Here is a 14571-nt window from a genome sequence, read left to right as displayed (position 1 = left end):
GTGAATCTTTACCCTTCCCCGACCGCTTCCCTGCTGACCTGCAGACCCAGGGAGGCGAACTGCTCGAACGGGCGGTGGTAGCCCCGCTCGATGTGGTGCACGCCGCGTAGCGTCGAGGTGCCCTCGGCCGCCGCGGCGGCCAGCACGGCGGAGAAGCCGGCCCTGATGTCGGGCAGCGTCACGTCGGCGCCGCGCAGCTTCGACACGCCCCGCACGACCGCGGAGTGCTTGGCGTTGGTGTCGTGGTAACGGCAGGCGGGGCCGCCGAGGCACACGTCGAAGACCTCGATCTCGCAGCCCATCCGCTGCAGCGCGGGCACGTAGACCAGCCGGTTCTCGAAGACCGTCTCGTGCAGCACGGACATGCCCTGGGCCTGGGTGAACAGCACCATCAGCGGCGTCTGCCAGTCGGTCATGAACCCCGGGTGCGTGTCGGTCTGCACCGCGGCGGCCCGCAGCCCCTCGGGGGCCGAGGCCGAGACGTAGTCGTCGGTGATGTCCATCTCCGCGCCCATCCTGGCGAGGGTGGTGATGGCCGTCACCAGGCGGTCCTGCGGGCAGCCGTGCACCCTGACCTCGCCACCGGTGATCAGGCCCGCGGCGAGGTAGGAGAAGGCCTCGATCCGGTCGCCGTTCAGCCAGGTCGAGGCGCCGCGCAGCCGCTTGACGCCCTCGATGACGATGCGCCGGTCCGGGCTGAGCTCGATGCGCGCGCCCATCCGCTGCAGGAACAGGGCGAGCTCCACCACCTCGGGCTCCATGGCGGCGCCCTTGAGGACGGTCTTGCCCTCGGCGAGCACCGCCGACATCAGGATCGTCTCGGTGGCGCCCACACTGGGATAGGGAAGCTCGATCCGGGTGCCGCGCAGCCTCCTGGCCTTGGCGTAGACCCCGGTGTCGCTCACCTCGACCTCGGCGCCCATCGCGCGCAGCGCCTCGACGTGGAAGTCCACGGGCCTGCGCCCGATCGGGTCGCCGCCGACCAGCGGTACGAACGCCTCGCCGGCCAGGTGCAGCAACGGGCCGAGCATCAGGATGGGGATGCGGTTGAGGCCGGTGAACGCCGCGGGGACGTGCGGGTTGATCCGCTCTCCCCGGGCGACCCTGATCTCCCTGGGCGTGATCTCGACGTCGATGCCGAGCGCCCGTAGCATCTGCGCGGTGATGCCGACCTCACCCACGTCGGGGGCGTTGTGAATCGTGCTCTCCCCGGCGCCGAGCATCGCGGCGACCATGTGCTTGGACACGGCGTTCTTGGAGCCGCGGACCTCGACGTCGCCGCGGAGCGGTCCGGAAGGCTCGATCAGCCACACCTCTTCGTTCACCCGGACAGCGTAACGGGATTCGCCCTGACTCTCCGGGAACACGACCCGGGATCGGTAACATCGGGCACATCAGCACAGACATCAGTACAGCGGGTAGGGGGAGACTTTGCGGCATGCGCGCGACTTCGCCGTCACCGTACTGGCCCTGGGGATCCTCGGGGTGGTGGCAGGTGTCCTGTGGTCGACGCTCGCGCCGCGCCCGCCGTACGTGATGACCGGGCAGGGCCCGCTGCTGGCGGATCCCTCCACCCAGGCGCTGATCGCCGACGACGGCCTGTTCGCGGCCGTCACCGGCGTGATCGGGCTGGCCTGCGGCGCCGTCGGCTACAGCCTCTCGCGCCGGGGCAGGCCGCTGGCGATCGTCCTCGGCCTGGCGGCGGGGGGCCTGCTGGGGTCCTACCTCGCGAGCCTCACCGGAGGGGCCGTCAACCTGGCCCCGGCGGCCGACGTCGTGGCCTCCGGCACCTCCGTCTCCCTGTTCCCCGGCCCGCTCGCCCTGACCGCCACCGGAGTCATGTTCGCCTGGCCCACACTGGCGGTCGGCCTGTTCTTCGTGCTTGAGGGCGTCGCGGGCTACCGTGACTCGCCGCTGCGCACGCCGTTCGGCGGCCGGGACCCCTACGGCCCGCTGTCCGGCTACGACATCAGCGGGCACTGACGATCATCCGGGCGGGGGAGGCGGGATCACCCTCGCGGCGGGTTCGGCCGTCCTGGGCGCCGCACTACGTTCCTCTGCCATGACGACGGCGAGACGTATGTGGTTCGGAGCGGCCCTGGTGGCCGTGGCCCTGGTCCTGGCGGGACTGAGCACCCTGGCGTTCCTGCGGGCGGGCGAGACGGGGGAGCGGCTCGACGGGCATCGGCAGAAGGTGTCCGACCTGCTCGCCGAGGCGGAGACCGTCAAGGAGAAGGACCAGAGGCGATACGACGAGCTGACGGCGGAGGCGGAGCGCTACCTCGGCTTCGCCGGGACCGACGACGAGGAGCACCGCTCCCAGTTCACCTCCGCCGCGCTCCTGGGCGCCGGGGCCTCCGCGAGCCTGGCCGGATGCCTCATCCTGTTCCTCGTGCGCACGCGTGCTCCGAGGCCCCGGGGGGCCTGAGGGGGTCGTTCAGCGCAGGTCCGGCCTGCGCGCGCCGTGGCCGGTCACCTGTTCGAAGAGGCGGGCCAGGCGCAGCACGCCCAGGTCGTCGAACGGCCGTCCGACGATCTGCACGCCGACCGGCAGGCCGTCCCGGGTGAAACCGCAGGGCACGGAGATCGCCGGGGCGTGCAGCACGCTGATCCAGTAGGCCGAGCGCATCCACGCCAGATAGTCGGGCATCGGTTCGCCGTCGATCTCCGAGACGTACGGCTCGCCGACCGGGAACGGAGGCACCTGGCTGACCGGCGCCAGCAAAAAGTCGTGGTCGCCGAAGAAACGGCCCATCCGCCGGTACAGGCCGCTGCGCAGCCGTTCCGCCCTGGCCAGGTCGGCCCCGGTGACCTTCAGGCCCTGTTCGACGTTCCAGCGCACGTTGGCCCCGAGCCGCTCGGCGGGCATGCCGCCGTAGGACAGCGCGTAGTACCAGGCCCGGTAGACGCGGAAGGCCTCCTCGGCGTCCGACAGGTTGAGCCTGACCTGCTCGACCCGGGCGCCGAGCACCTGGAGGACCTCGGGGGCCGACGCGGTGACCCGGGCGGTCTCCGGGTCGACCGGCAGGCCGCCGAGGTCGGGGCTCCACGCGATCCGCAGCCGCGCCGGGTCGATCTCCAGCGACCCGGCGAACGCCTGCCCGCTCTCGGCGATCGAGAGAGGGGAAACGGCGTCGAAACCGGAGATCACGCTCATCAGCAGCGCCAGGTCCGTGACGGTGCGGGCCATCGGCCCCGGCACGCCGAGGGTGAACCACGCGGCGGTGGGGGAGGGGGCGGGCACGCGTCCCGGTGTCGGCCGCAATCCGACCACGTTGCAGAATGAGGCCGGATTGCGCAGCGAGCCGCCCATGTCGGAGCCGTCGGCCAGCGGGATCATCCCGGCCGCGAGCGCCGCCGCGGCCCCGCCGCTGCTGCCGCCCGCCGAACGCGACAGGTCGTAGGGGTTGCGGGTCACGCCGAACAGTTCGTTGACCGTGTGGGAGCCGGTGCCGAACTCGGGGGTGTTCGTCTTGCCGACCGTGATCGCCCCGGCCTCGCGCATCCGCCGTACCAGGATGGAGTCGCGGGGCGGGACGTGGTCGGCGAACAGCGGCGAGCCGTAGGTGGTGCGGATGCCCGCGGTCTCCGTCAGGTCCTTGTGCGCGACCGGCAGGCCGTGCAGCGGGCCGCGCGGGTGGCCCCGCGCCAGGTCGCGGTCGGCCTGCTCGGCCTCGGCGAGCGCGCGCTCGGCCGCCAGCGTGACGATCGCGTTGACGCGCGGGTTGACCTCCTCGATCCTGCGCAGGTGCGCCCGCAGCAGCTCCACGGCCCCCACCTGCCGGGTCCGCAGCAGCTCCAGCATCTCCAGGGCGGTCAGGTAGAACATCAGCCCGTCTTGCCGATGGGGGCCGTGACGGCCTGCGTCAGCCGTACCAGCCCGGCGGGGGCCGTCTCGATCTGCAGGCCCCTGCGCCCGGCGGAGAAGTAGATCGTGTCGAACTCCAGGGCGGAGTCGTCGACCACGGTCGGCAGCCGCCTGCGCTGGCCGAGCGGGCTGATCCCGCCGACCACGTAGCCGGTGACCCGCTCGACCTTGGCCGCCTCGGCCATGGCCGCCCGCTTGCCGCCCAGCGCCGCGGCGAACGCCTTCAGGTCGAGTTTGCCCGCGACCGGTACGACCGCGACGGCCAGAGCGCCCTCGACCTCGGCGACCAGTGTCTTGAAGATCCGCTCGTACGGCACGCCGAGCGCGTCGGCCGCCTCCTCGCCGTAGGTCTGGGAAGCCGCGTCGTGCTCGTAGGGGTGGAGGGTGAAGCCGATCCCGGCCTGGGCCAGCGCGACCGTCGCCGGAGTGCCCTGGCCGCCCTTGTTCCTGCTCTTGCTCACGGGGGGAGTCTAACCACCACGAAAAATCTACAACGTAAAGGACGTGTCCGTATGATGGTACGGAACAAGACCGGGTGCCGGACGTCCGTAGACTGGGCGGGTGATTTCTCGTACCGACCTGCGCGGGTCCCTGCCGAGGGACCTCCGCGCCGTGCTGCCCCGTGCCGAGCTCGACGTCGAAACCGCCCTGGAAGCGGTCCGGCCGATTTGCGAGGACGTGCATCATCGTGGGGTCGCGGCCGTACGGGAGTTCACCGCCAGGTTCGACGGTGTCGAGCTGGACTCCACCCGGGTGCCCGCGGAGGCGATCGCCCGCGCGCTGGAGGACCTCGACCCCAGGGTCAGGGCCGCCCTTGAGGAGTCGATCCGCAGGGCCCGCCTGGTCCACCGCGACCAGCGCCGCACCGACGTCACGACCCAGGTCGTGCCGGGTGGCACCGTCACCGAGCGCTGGGTCCCCGTCGAACGGGTCGGCCTGTACGTGCCGGGCGGCAGGGCGGTCTACCCGTCGAGCGTCGTGATGAACGTCGTGCCGGCTCAGGAGGCGGGCGTGCCCTCGCTGGCCGTCACCTCGCCCGCCCAGAAGGAGTTCGGCGGCCTGCCGCACCCGACGATCCTGGCCGCGTGCGCGCTGCTCGGGGTCGAGGAGGTCTACGCCGTCGGCGGGGCCCAGGCGGTCGCGATGTTCGCCTACGGCACCGAGGAGTGCGAGCCGGTCACCATGGTCACCGGCCCCGGCAACATCTGGGTCGCCGCGGCCAAGCGGCTGCTCAAGGGTGTCATCGGCATCGACTCCGAGGCGGGCCCCACCGAGATCGCGATCCTCGCCGACGCCACGGCCGACCCGGTGCACGTGGCCGCCGACCTGATCAGCCAGGCCGAGCACGACGTGATCGCCGCCTCGGTGCTGGTCACCGACTCGGTCGAGCTGGCCGAGGCCGTCGAGCGTGAGCTGCCCGGCCAGGTGGCGGCGACCAAGCACGGCGAACGCGTCACCGAGGCCCTGTCCGGCCGTCAGTCGGGCATCCTGCTCGTCGACGACATGGAGGCGGGGCTGCGGGTGGTCGACGCCTACGCCGCCGAGCACCTGGAGATCCAGACCGCGGACGCCGCCGCGCTCGCCGCCCGGGTGCGCAACGCGGGTGCGATCTTCGTCGGCGCCCACGCGCCGGTCTCGCTCGGCGACTACCTCGCGGGCTCCAACCACGTGCTGCCGACCGGCGGCTGCGCCTGTCACTCCTCCGGTCTGTCCGTGCAGACCTTCCTGCGCGGCATCCACGTCGTCGACTACAGCCGCGAGGCGCTGGCGCGCTCGGCCGCGCACGTGTGCGTGCTCGCCGACGCCGAGGACCTGCCCGCGCACGGCGCCGCCGTACGAGCCCGTTTCGGATGGGAGATCCCCGATGAGGCTTGAGGACCTGCCCATCCGTGACGACCTGCGGGGACGCACGCCGTACGGCGCGCCCCAGATCGACGTCCCGGTGCGGCTCAACACCAACGAGAACCCCTACGGCCCCTCCGAGTCCCTGGTCGCCGACCTGGCCGAGGCGGTACGGTCCCAGGCGGGCGAGCTCAACCGCTATCCCGACCGGGACGCGGTCGCCCTGCGTGAGGACCTGGCCGCCTACCTCGGGCACGGCCTGACCCACGAGCGGGTCTGGGCCGCCAACGGCTCCAACGAGGTCATCCAGCAGATCCTGCAGGCCTTCGGCGGGCCGGGGCGCTCGGCGCTCGGCTTCGAGCCGTCCTACTCGATGCACCCGATCATCACCACCGGCGCCTCGACCGAGTGGATCGCCGGGTCGCGTGAGGACGACTTCGGGATCGACCCGGACAAGGCCATCGCCGCGATCGAGGAGCACCGGCCCGCGGTCGTCTTCCTGACCTCGCCGAACAACCCGACCGGTACCGCGCTCGACCCCGAGGTCATCGCCAGGATCGTGGAGGCGGCGCCCGGCATGGTCGTCGTGGACGAGGCCTACTTCGAGTTCGCCCGTGAGGGAACGCCGTCCGCGCTGACGCTGCTGCCGGGCAACCCCCGGCTCATCGTGACGCGGACCATGTCCAAGGCGTTCGCCATGGCCGGGACCCGGCTGGGCTATCTCGCCGCCCACCCGGCGGTGATCGAGGCGCTGCTGCTGGTGCGGTTGCCGTACCACCTGTCGTCGCTCACCCAGGCGGCCGCGCGCGTCGCGCTCGCCCACCGCGGGGAGCTGCTCGGCACCGTCGACACGCTGCGCGCCGAGCGCGACGCGACGGTCGGATGGCTGCGGGCCAAGGGCCTTGAGGTGGCCGACTCCGACGCCAACTTCGTGTTGTTCGGCCGTTTCACCGACAGGCGCACCGTCTGGCGGGACATGCTCGACCGCGGGGTGCTGATCCGCGAGGTCGGGCCGCCCGGATGGCTGCGCGTGTCCATCGGAACGACCGAGGAGATGGCGGCCTTCCGCGCCGCCCTGGAAGGAACCCTGTGAGCAGTTCTGCCGGAGCCGAGCCCACCCGGCGCCTCGGCCGCGTCGAGCGCGCGACCAAGGAGACGTCCGTGCTGGTCGAGGTCAACCTCGACGGCACCGGATACGTCGAGGTGTCCACCGGGGTCGGCTTCTACGACCACATGCTGAACCAGCTCGGCAAGCACGGTCTGTTCGACCTGACCGTGAAGACCGAGGGCGACCTGCACATCGACTCGCACCACACGATCGAGGACACCGCGCTCGCGCTGGGCGCCGCGTTCCGGGAGGCACTGGGCGACAAGTCGGGCATCAGGCGTTACGGAAACGCGTCGTGCCCGCTGGACGAGGCCCTGGCGCAGGTCACGGTCGACCTGTCGGGCAGGCCGTACCTCGTGCACAGCGAGCCCGAGGGAATGGCGCCGATGATCGGCTCCACCTACGACACGACGATGACCAGGCACATCCTGGAGTCGTTCGTCGCGCAGGCCGCGATCTGCCTGCACGTCCACGTGCCCTACGGTCGCAACGCGCACCACATCGTGGAGGCGCAGTTCAAGGCGCTGGCCAGGGCGCTGCGGGAGGCCAGCGAGCCCGACCCCCGCGCCAGCGGCGTGCCGAGCACCAAGGGCGTCCTGTGACCGGCAACTGGACGGCCGTCGCCATGGCCTTCGTCGCCCTGTTCATGGTGGGCGGGATCGTGTCCTTCCTCAAGCAGGGCCTCAAGAAGGGCGCGCTGCTCCTGGGCGCGCTCGCGGCCCTGGCGACCACCGCGGCGGTGTTGTGGTGGTGAGGGTCACGGTTCTCGACTACGGGTCGGGCAATCTCCGCTCCGCCGAGCGGGCACTGGCCAGGGTCGGCGCGACCGTCACGGTCAGCTCCGACTACACGCAGGCGCTGGAGGCCGACGGCCTGGTCGTCCCGGGCGTCGGCGCCTTCGCGGCCTGCATGGCGGGACTGCGGGCCGTACGGGGAGAGCGGATCATCGACCGTCGCCTGTCCGCGGGCAGGCCGGTCCTCGGCATCTGCGTCGGCATGCAGATCCTCTTCGAGACGGGCATCGAGCACGGGGTCACGACCGAGGGCTGTGGCGAGTGGCCGGGCACCGTGGAACGGCTCGACGCGCCGGTCCTGCCCCACATGGGGTGGAACACCGTCAGCGCGCCCGAGGGCAGTGTGCTGTTCGACGGGCTCGACCCGCAGACGCGCTTCTACTTCGTCCACTCCTACGGCGTGCGCGACTGGGAGCTCAAGGCGGGCCCGGGGTTCACCGACCCCCTGGTCACCTGGTCGGAGCACGGCGTGCCGTTCGTCGCCGCGGTGGAGAACGGCCCGCTGACGGCCACCCAGTTCCATCCGGAGAAGTCGGGCGACGCGGGGGCGCAGCTGCTCACCAACTGGCTCGGCACCCTCGGGTGACGTCTTTCTCGCAGAGGTCGTCGTGAGCAGGGAACGGGCCAGGCGCAGGGCGGAACGCGAGGCCGAGCAGGCCAGGCAGGCCGCCCTGCGCGCCGTGCGGGAGGCCAGGCTCGCCCGGCGGCGTGAGCTGGCCGGGCGGGTCACCGCGTTCCTGCCCGGCAGGCCCGTCAGAATCGCAGCCCAGCGCGGCATCAAGGCTCGCCGCCGCAGGGCCCAGAACGGCGTCGTGGCGGTCCTGTTCCTCATCGCGCAGGTCATCGCCTGGCTGTTGTGGTCCTCGTGGACCGCACGGTTCGGGGTCTTTGTTATTTCTGTTCTTCTCGTACCGCTTTTTGTCACTCTCGTCTTCGACCGGAGGTCCTGATCAGATGTCGCTAGAGTTGCTGCCCGCCGTGGACGTCGCGGACGGCCAGGCGGTCCGCCTGGTCCAGGGGGCGGCAGGCACCGAGACCTCCTATGGCGACCCGCTGTCCGCCGCGCTCGCCTGGCAGGAGGCGGGCGCCGAGTGGATCCATCTGGTCGACCTCGACGCGGCCTTCGGCCGGGGCTCCAACCGTGAGCTGCTGGCCTCGGTGGTCGGCGCGCTCGACGTGAAGGTCGAGATGTCCGGCGGCATCCGCGACGACGCCTCCCTGGAGTCGGCGCTGGCCACCGGCTGCCGCCGCGTCAACATCGGCACCGCGGCGCTGGAGAACCCCGTCTGGTGCTCAAAGATCATCGCTGAGTACGGCGACCGCATCGCGATCGGCCTGGACGTGCGCGGCACCACCCTGGCCGCGCGAGGCTGGACCGAGGAGGGCGGCGACCTGTGGGAGGTGCTGGAGCGGCTCGAACGCGACGGCTGCCCCCGCTACGTCGTCACCGACGTCACCAAGGACGGCACGCTGCGCGGCCCCAACCTCGACCTGCTCCGCGAGGTCTGCTCCCGCACCGACCGGCCGGTGGTCGCCAGCGGCGGCGTCTCCTCCCTGGACGACCTGCGCGCCCTGGCGGAGCTGGTCCCGCTCGGCGTCGAGGGCGCGATCGTCGGCAAGGCGCTCTACGCCCAGGCCTTCACCCTTGAGGACGCCCTGGCGGCGGTCAGATGACTGTCGCGGTACGTGTGATCCCCTGCCTGGACGTGGACGCCGGACGGGTGGTCAAGGGGGTCAACTTCGAGAACCTCCGTGACGCGGGGGACCCGGTCGAGCTGGCCCGCCGTTACGACGCGGAAGGGGCCGACGAGCTGACCTTCCTGGACATCACGGCGTCCAGCTCCGACCGTTCCACGACCTACGACGTGGTGCGCAGGACCGCCGAACAGGTCTTCATCCCGCTGACCGTCGGCGGGGGAGTGCGCTCGGTCGAGGACGTGGACAGGCTGCTGCGGGCGGGCGCGGACAAGGTGGGACTGAACACGGCCGCCATCGCCAGGCCCGAACTGCTGACCGAGGCGTCCCAGCGGTACGGCGCGCAGTGCATCGTGCTGTCCGTCGACGCGCGCCGGGTCGTGGACGGCCCGCCGACTCCCTCCGGGTTCGAGGTCACCACCCACGGAGGACGCCGGGGCACCGGGATCGACGCGGTCGAGTGGGCCCGCAGGGCCGAGGAACTCGGCGCCGGGGAGATCCTGCTCAACTCCATGGACGGCGACGGCACCAAGAAGGGCTACGACCTGGAGATGATCCGCGCGGTGCGGGCGGTGGTCTCGGTGCCGGTGATCGCCAGCGGCGGGGCCGGGGCGCTTGAGGACTTCCCCCCGGCCGTCGAGGCGGGGGCGGACGCGGTCCTGGCGGCCTCGGTGTTCCACTTCGGGCAGTTGAAGATCGGCGAGGTCAAGGACACGCTCCGGCGGGCGGGGCATCCGGTTCGCTGACCTCACCGCCGAAGGCGGAGGGAGGGGCGCCAGGGCGGGTTCCGGCGGGCGGGAGACCGGGAGAACGCGGGACCACGGGTGAGCCGTGATCCCGCGTGAAGGTCCGCGGACCACCCCGGATCAGGTCCCGGCGGCGGAGACCGGCGGGAACCGCATCCGGGTCACGGCATCAGCCGTACTGCTGGAACCACGCGTTGACCGTGTGGGCCTTGGGGCTGAGCGTGATGACGGCACGGTAGGTGCCGGCCGGTACGTTGCGGATGCGGTGGTACATCTTCCCCCCGACGCAGTAACCGCTGCTTGATCCGCCTGCCGTTATCCAGAGGCCCGCGTACCTGCGCTGGATGTAGGCCTTGGCACGCGTGCCGTCGCCGCCGTTCCAGCACTGGACGACGATCTGCAGCACCTTGGCGCGGGTGTTCCGGGAGGGGCTCTGCAGCTTCTTGGTGTTCGCTCTGCCGCTCCAGAGGGTGGACCAGCGCGCCTGCGCCGAAGCGTGGACCGCCTCACCGGCCGAGGGGAGGGAGGCCGCGGCCGGCGCGAGCGCGGTTCCGGGGGCGGCCGCGTGGGCCGCCCCAGGAACGAGGAGACCCGCGGCGAGTACGCCGGCGGCGATGGTGGCGGAAAGATTTCTCATCATGTCGCCCTTTCCAATCGTTGTCCCAGGGGGAACGTCGTCTTCCTGGGTCGGAACATAGGACGGAAGATGTTGAGAACGCGTTGAGGATCGGTTGAGGTGGCCGTCCGAACCCGGGTCACCCGCTGGGACGGCCGGGGATCCAGGCGGACGGCTCCACTTCCGGCGGACACGACCGACGGTCCGCGGGGGCGCGGATCCCGGAGCACGTGACGGCCGTGGCAGGTGTGGGCCTCGACCACCTCCTCGGCGCCGGAAGCCGTTCACCGGGCCGCAGTTCGGCGTGAGGAGGCCGTCGGAGAACCGGTGGGCTCCTACCGCCGTGATGGATTCTCACCGGACGATCCACTACGGAACCGGTGACTATGCTGGTGGGCATGACCGCCATGGCACCGACCAGCACAGCGCCCGACCTGTCGTTCCTGCTGGACCACACCGGCCATGTCCTGCGGACCCGGATGTCGGCCGCGCTCGCCGAGATCGGGCTCACAGCCCGCATGCACTGTGTGCTGGTGCACGCCCTTGAGGAGGAGCGCACCCAGATCCAGCTCGCCGAGATCGGTGACATGGACAAGACCACGATGGTGGTGACGGTCGACGCCCTGGAACGGGCCGGTCTCGCCGAGCGCCGCCCGTCCGGCACCGACCGGCGGGCCCGGATCATCGCGGTCACCGAGGAGGGCGCGCGGATCGCCGAGCGGAGCCAGCAGATCGTCGACCGTGTGCACCGGGAGGCCCTCGCCACGATCCCCGACGAGGAACGGGAGATTCTCCTGCGGGCCCTCGGCCGTCTGGTGACCGGCCATCTGGCCACCCCCGTGGAGAACCCCCAGCCGGTACGGCGCGCCCGCCAGCGGACAACTTAGATCCGAAGAAAATCGTCTATTACAAAACCATCTGCTACGTTCTCTCCTGTCGCCTCATTCGACAGGAGAGAACCCATGTCCGTCACCTCCGCCCCTCCGGCAACCGGGTCACGCTGGATCGCCCTCGGAGCGATCGCCACAAGCCTGCTGATGACCGTCCTCGACGGCAGCATCGTGACCGTGGCGATGCCGGCCATCCAGAACGACCTGGGCTTCTCCCCGGCCGGACTGAGCTGGGTGGTCAACGCCTACCTGATCGCGTTCGGCAGCCTGCTTCTGCTGGCCGGACGACTCGGTGACCTGATCGGCCGCAAACGCGTCTTCCTCGCGGGCACCGTGGTGTTCGTCGCCTCCTCGCTGCTGGCGGGGGCGTCCACCGGCGCCGAACTGCTGATCGTGGCCCGCTTTCTGCAGGGGGTCGGCAGCGCCGCGGCCTCGGCGGTCGGCCTGGGCATCCTGGTGACGCTGTTCCCCGACCCCGGGGAGCGCGCCAGGGCGATCGCCGTCTTCAGCTTCACCGGCGCGGGAGGCGCCACCCTGGGATCGGTGCTCGGCGGCCTCCTCACCGACGCCCTCACCTGGCACTGGATCTTCTTCATCAACCTGCCGATCGGGATCGCGGCGCTCGCGGTCGCGGCGTCCGTACTGCCCGCGGACCGGGGACCCGGCCTCTCCGCGGGAGCCGACGTGCCCGGCGCCCTTCTGGTCACCGGCGGCCTGATGCTCGGCATCTACACCGTGGTCGGGGTCGAGGAGCACGGCTGGCTCTCGGCGCGCACCTTCGGCCTCGGCGCCCTCACCCTCGCTCTGCTCGCCGGGTTCGTCATCCGCCAGGCCACCGCTAAGGCCCCGCTCATGCCGCTGCGGATCTTCAGGTCACGCGGTGTCTCCGGGGCCAACCTGGTCCAGATCCTGATGGTCGCCGCGCTGTTCGCCTTCCAGTTCCTCCTGGCCCTGTATCTCCAGCGGGTCCTCGGGTACGGCGCCGCCCAGACCGGCTTCGCGATGCTCCCCGCGGCCGTGGTCATCGGCGTGGTCTCCCTGGGGGTCTCCGCCAGGCTCAACGTCCGCTTCGGGGAGCGCAGGGTGCTGCTGGCGGGGCTGGTGCTCCTGGTCGCGCTCCTCGGGCTGCTCACCCGGCTTCCGGTGCGCGCCGACTACGTCACCGACCTGCTTCCGGTGATGCTGCTGGCGGCGGGCTTCGGTCTCGCGCTCCCCGCGCTGACCACGCTCGGCATGTCGGGCGCCGGGGAGGAGGACGCCGGACTGGCATCCGGGGTGTTCAACACCACGCAGCAGATCGGCATGGCCCTGGGCGTCGCGGTGCTGTCGACCCTGGCGGCCTCCCGCACCGGGGACCTGCTCGCCGGCGGCGCAAGCCAGGCCGAGGCGCTGACCGGCGGCTACCGCCTGGCCTTCACCGTCGGCACGGGACTCCTCGCCACGGCCCTCGTCGTCGCCCTCCTCGTGCTGCGTGAGCCACACCGTACCCGGTGACCTCAGAAGACGCGGAAGTGGTTGAACAGCTCGTAGGAGACGTCCTCGGCCGCGAAGGCGCGGGCCTCGGAGCGTTTGACGGCCAGGTAGGCGGAGGAGCGGAGCGGGCCGAGGGCGTTCATCAGCAGATCGTCGGCCTCCAGGGCGTCCAGGGCCTCATCCAGCGACCGGGGCAGGCGGGGCACGCTCCCCTCGGGGAGGGTGGCGGGGTCCACGTCGACGGCCTCGCCGGGGTCGAGCCCCCTGCGGATGCCGTCCAGGCCCGCGTGGATGACGGCGCCGAGGGACAGGTAGGGGTTGGCGGAGGAGTCGGAGGGCTTGATCTCCAGATTGGCCGACGCCTCGGCCGCCCCTCGCATGGGGGAGCAGATCCGCACCGCGGCCTCCCGGTTGTCCATGCCGTAGCAGGCGTAGGCGCTCGACCACATCCTCGGGGCCAGCCGCCGGAAGCTGTTCACCGAGCCGCAGGTCAGCGCGGTGAGCGCGGGAAGGTGCGCGATGAGGCCGCCGATGAACCGGTAGGCGGTCGCCGACACGCCGTACCGGTCGGCGGGGTCGCTGAAGACGTTGGAGCGCAGCTCGGGGTCCCACAGGGAGATGTGCAGGTGCGCCCCGTTCCCGGCCTGGTCGGCGATCGGCTTGGGGGCGAGGGAGGCCCACAGCGACATGCCGAAGGCGACGCCGCGCACGGTCTCCCGGTAGATGACCTGGTTGTCGGCGGCGCGCATGGCCGGGGCGTGGCGGACGGACAGCTCCTGCTGTCCGTGGCCGAGCTCGGGATGGTAGTGCTCGACCCGCAGGCCCTGCGCCTGCAGGGCGCGGACCAGGCGCATGGCGTAGTCGTGGGCCTGGTCGAAACCGGACGTGGCGTAGCAGAGGCTGTCGTCGAGGGGAAGGAGCCTGTCCGGTTCCCCGTCCGTGCCGGGGACACGGCGGCCCAGGGTGAACTCGGGTTCGAAGGCGGCGACCGCGACGAGCCTCTCCTCGGACAGGGCGGCCACGGCCTCGCGGAGGAAGGTGCGCGGGCACGCCGCCCACGGGGAGCCGTCGATCTCGCGCAGGTCCGCGAGCATGGCCGCGGCGCCGGGGGCGTGGGGAAGGGCGACGAAGGTGGACGGATCCGGAACGAGACGGACCTCACCGACCGGGCCGAGTCCCTCGACCTCCTGAAGCTGGTCGAGCATGTTCATCGCCATCATCGCCACGGTGTGCCCGATGCCGGAGCCGAGCCGTTCCGCCAGCCGGGAGCGTGAGGCGGCCTTGCCGCGGATCACACCGCCGTGGTCGGCGTACAGGAAACGGACCAGCTCGATGCCCTCCGTCTCGACGCGTTCGAGGACGCGCCGCTCTTCGGGATCGAGAGGATGAACCCCGGTGACGCTGTAGCGCTCTGCCATGCTTCCTGCGTAACACGTCCCGCAGGACGGTGGAAGCACATCGCGTGGCGACGCGGCGTCACGGGGTACGCGGTCCCGCGTACGGAATGCGGAAACGCCGGAGAAACAGGTCAGGGGTGGG

General features: G+C 71.5%; 17 protein-coding genes. 12 read left to right on the top strand and 5 right to left on the bottom strand.

What is annotated here, in order from left to right:
• Nucleotides 1–8: 8 nt before the first annotated feature.
• Complete coding sequence (murA, locus tag ACFOYY_RS13585; protein WP_352009025.1) at nucleotides 9–1325, bottom strand: UDP-N-acetylglucosamine 1-carboxyvinyltransferase; 1317 nt, start codon at nucleotides 1323–1325, stop codon at nucleotides 9–11.
• A gap of 106 nt (nucleotides 1326–1431) precedes the next feature.
• On the opposite strand from murA, the gene ACFOYY_RS13580 reads away from it, so the two are divergent.
• Both ACFOYY_RS13580 and ACFOYY_RS13575 read left to right on the top strand, forming a co-directional pair.
• Nucleotides 1432–1983 carry a hypothetical protein gene (locus tag ACFOYY_RS13580; protein WP_352009026.1) on the top strand — a complete coding sequence of 184 codons (552 nt, stop codon included), beginning with the start codon at nucleotides 1432–1434 and terminating at the stop codon, nucleotides 1981–1983.
• Nucleotides 1984–2062: 79 nt separating this feature from the next.
• Nucleotides 2063–2428: a hypothetical protein gene (locus tag ACFOYY_RS13575; protein ID WP_386189960.1), complete on the top strand. Its 366-nt coding sequence runs from the start codon at nucleotides 2063–2065 to the stop codon at nucleotides 2426–2428.
• A gap of 9 nt (nucleotides 2429–2437) precedes the next feature.
• Here the strand turns inward: ACFOYY_RS13575 and ACFOYY_RS13570 are convergent, their stop codons facing one another.
• Together ACFOYY_RS13570 and ybaK are read right to left on the bottom strand one after the other, a co-directional pair.
• Nucleotides 2438–3829 carry an amidase gene (locus ACFOYY_RS13570; protein ID WP_386189959.1) on the bottom strand — a complete coding sequence of 464 codons (1392 nt, stop codon included), beginning with the start codon at nucleotides 3827–3829 and terminating at the stop codon, nucleotides 2438–2440.
• Nucleotides 3829–4329, bottom strand: a complete 501-nt coding sequence (gene ybaK / locus ACFOYY_RS13565) for a Cys-tRNA(Pro) deacylase (RefSeq protein WP_386189958.1) — start codon at nucleotides 4327–4329, stop codon at nucleotides 3829–3831. Before ybaK ends, ACFOYY_RS13570 begins: the two co-directional genes overlap by 1 nt.
• Nucleotides 4330–4429: 100 nt before the next feature.
• Here ybaK and hisD point away from each other — a divergent pair, with 100 nt between their 5' ends.
• The 8 genes from hisD to hisF are packed head-to-tail and all read left to right on the top strand — an operon-like array spanning nucleotide 4430 to nucleotide 10053.
• On the top strand, nucleotides 4430–5743 hold the full coding sequence (gene hisD, locus ACFOYY_RS13560) for a histidinol dehydrogenase (protein WP_386189957.1): 1314 nt from the start codon (nucleotides 4430–4432) through the stop codon (nucleotides 5741–5743).
• Nucleotides 5733–6803 carry a histidinol-phosphate transaminase gene (locus ACFOYY_RS13555; protein WP_352009031.1) on the top strand — a complete coding sequence of 357 codons (1071 nt, stop codon included), beginning with the start codon at nucleotides 5733–5735 and terminating at the stop codon, nucleotides 6801–6803. The genes hisD and ACFOYY_RS13555 overlap by 11 nt, the downstream gene beginning before the upstream one ends.
• Nucleotides 6731–7420 (top strand): imidazoleglycerol-phosphate dehydratase HisB, encoded by a 690-nt coding sequence (gene hisB / locus ACFOYY_RS13550; protein ID WP_386189956.1) that lies wholly within the window; start codon nucleotides 6731–6733, stop codon nucleotides 7418–7420. Before ACFOYY_RS13555 ends, hisB begins: the two co-directional genes overlap by 73 nt.
• Nucleotides 7417–7572, top strand: coding sequence for a hypothetical protein (locus ACFOYY_RS13545; protein ID WP_352009033.1), 156 nt, complete (start codon nucleotides 7417–7419; stop codon nucleotides 7570–7572). Before hisB ends, ACFOYY_RS13545 begins: the two co-directional genes overlap by 4 nt.
• On the top strand, nucleotides 7563–8198 hold the full coding sequence (gene hisH / locus ACFOYY_RS13540; RefSeq protein WP_352009034.1) for an imidazole glycerol phosphate synthase subunit HisH: 636 nt from the start codon (nucleotides 7563–7565) through the stop codon (nucleotides 8196–8198). Before ACFOYY_RS13545 ends, hisH begins: the two co-directional genes overlap by 10 nt.
• Before the next feature lie 22 nt (nucleotides 8199–8220).
• A complete protein-coding gene (locus ACFOYY_RS13535) occupies nucleotides 8221–8562 on the top strand; it encodes a hypothetical protein (RefSeq protein WP_352009035.1) in 342 nt (113 codons plus the stop codon).
• Nucleotides 8563–8566: 4 nt separating this feature from the next.
• On the top strand, nucleotides 8567–9286 hold the full coding sequence (gene priA / locus ACFOYY_RS13530; RefSeq protein ID WP_352009036.1) for a bifunctional 1-(5-phosphoribosyl)-5-((5-phosphoribosylamino)methylideneamino)imidazole-4-carboxamide isomerase/phosphoribosylanthranilate isomerase PriA: 720 nt from the start codon (nucleotides 8567–8569) through the stop codon (nucleotides 9284–9286).
• Nucleotides 9283–10053 (top strand): imidazole glycerol phosphate synthase subunit HisF, encoded by a 771-nt coding sequence (gene hisF / locus ACFOYY_RS13525; protein WP_352009037.1) that lies wholly within the window; start codon nucleotides 9283–9285, stop codon nucleotides 10051–10053. The genes priA and hisF overlap by 4 nt, the downstream gene beginning before the upstream one ends.
• A gap of 169 nt (nucleotides 10054–10222) precedes the next feature.
• Here hisF and ACFOYY_RS13520 read toward each other — a convergent pair whose 3' ends face one another.
• Nucleotides 10223–10690, bottom strand: coding sequence for a hypothetical protein (locus ACFOYY_RS13520; RefSeq protein WP_362778510.1), 468 nt, complete (start codon nucleotides 10688–10690; stop codon nucleotides 10223–10225).
• A 377-nt stretch (nucleotides 10691–11067) separates the two neighbouring features.
• Between ACFOYY_RS13520 and ACFOYY_RS13515 the strand changes: the two genes are divergently transcribed.
• On the top strand, nucleotides 11068–11556 hold the full coding sequence (locus ACFOYY_RS13515; RefSeq protein WP_352009039.1) for a MarR family winged helix-turn-helix transcriptional regulator: 489 nt from the start codon (nucleotides 11068–11070) through the stop codon (nucleotides 11554–11556).
• Nucleotides 11557–11631: 75 nt separating this feature from the next.
• On the top strand, nucleotides 11632–13053 hold the full coding sequence (locus tag ACFOYY_RS13510; RefSeq protein ID WP_386189955.1) for an MFS transporter: 1422 nt from the start codon (nucleotides 11632–11634) through the stop codon (nucleotides 13051–13053).
• 2 nt (nucleotides 13054–13055) lie between these two features.
• On the opposite strand, the gene ACFOYY_RS13505 is transcribed toward ACFOYY_RS13510, so the two are convergent.
• Nucleotides 13056–14450 (bottom strand): glutamine synthetase family protein, encoded by a 1395-nt coding sequence (locus ACFOYY_RS13505; RefSeq protein WP_386189954.1) that lies wholly within the window; start codon nucleotides 14448–14450, stop codon nucleotides 13056–13058.
• Nucleotides 14451–14571: the final 121 nt, after the last annotated feature.

It is taken from the genome of Streptosporangium jomthongense (genome assembly GCF_042650425.1).
Lineage (GTDB): Bacteria > Actinomycetota > Actinomycetes > Streptosporangiales > Streptosporangiaceae > Streptosporangium.
This window is presented reverse-complemented; position numbering and strand designations above follow the sequence as displayed.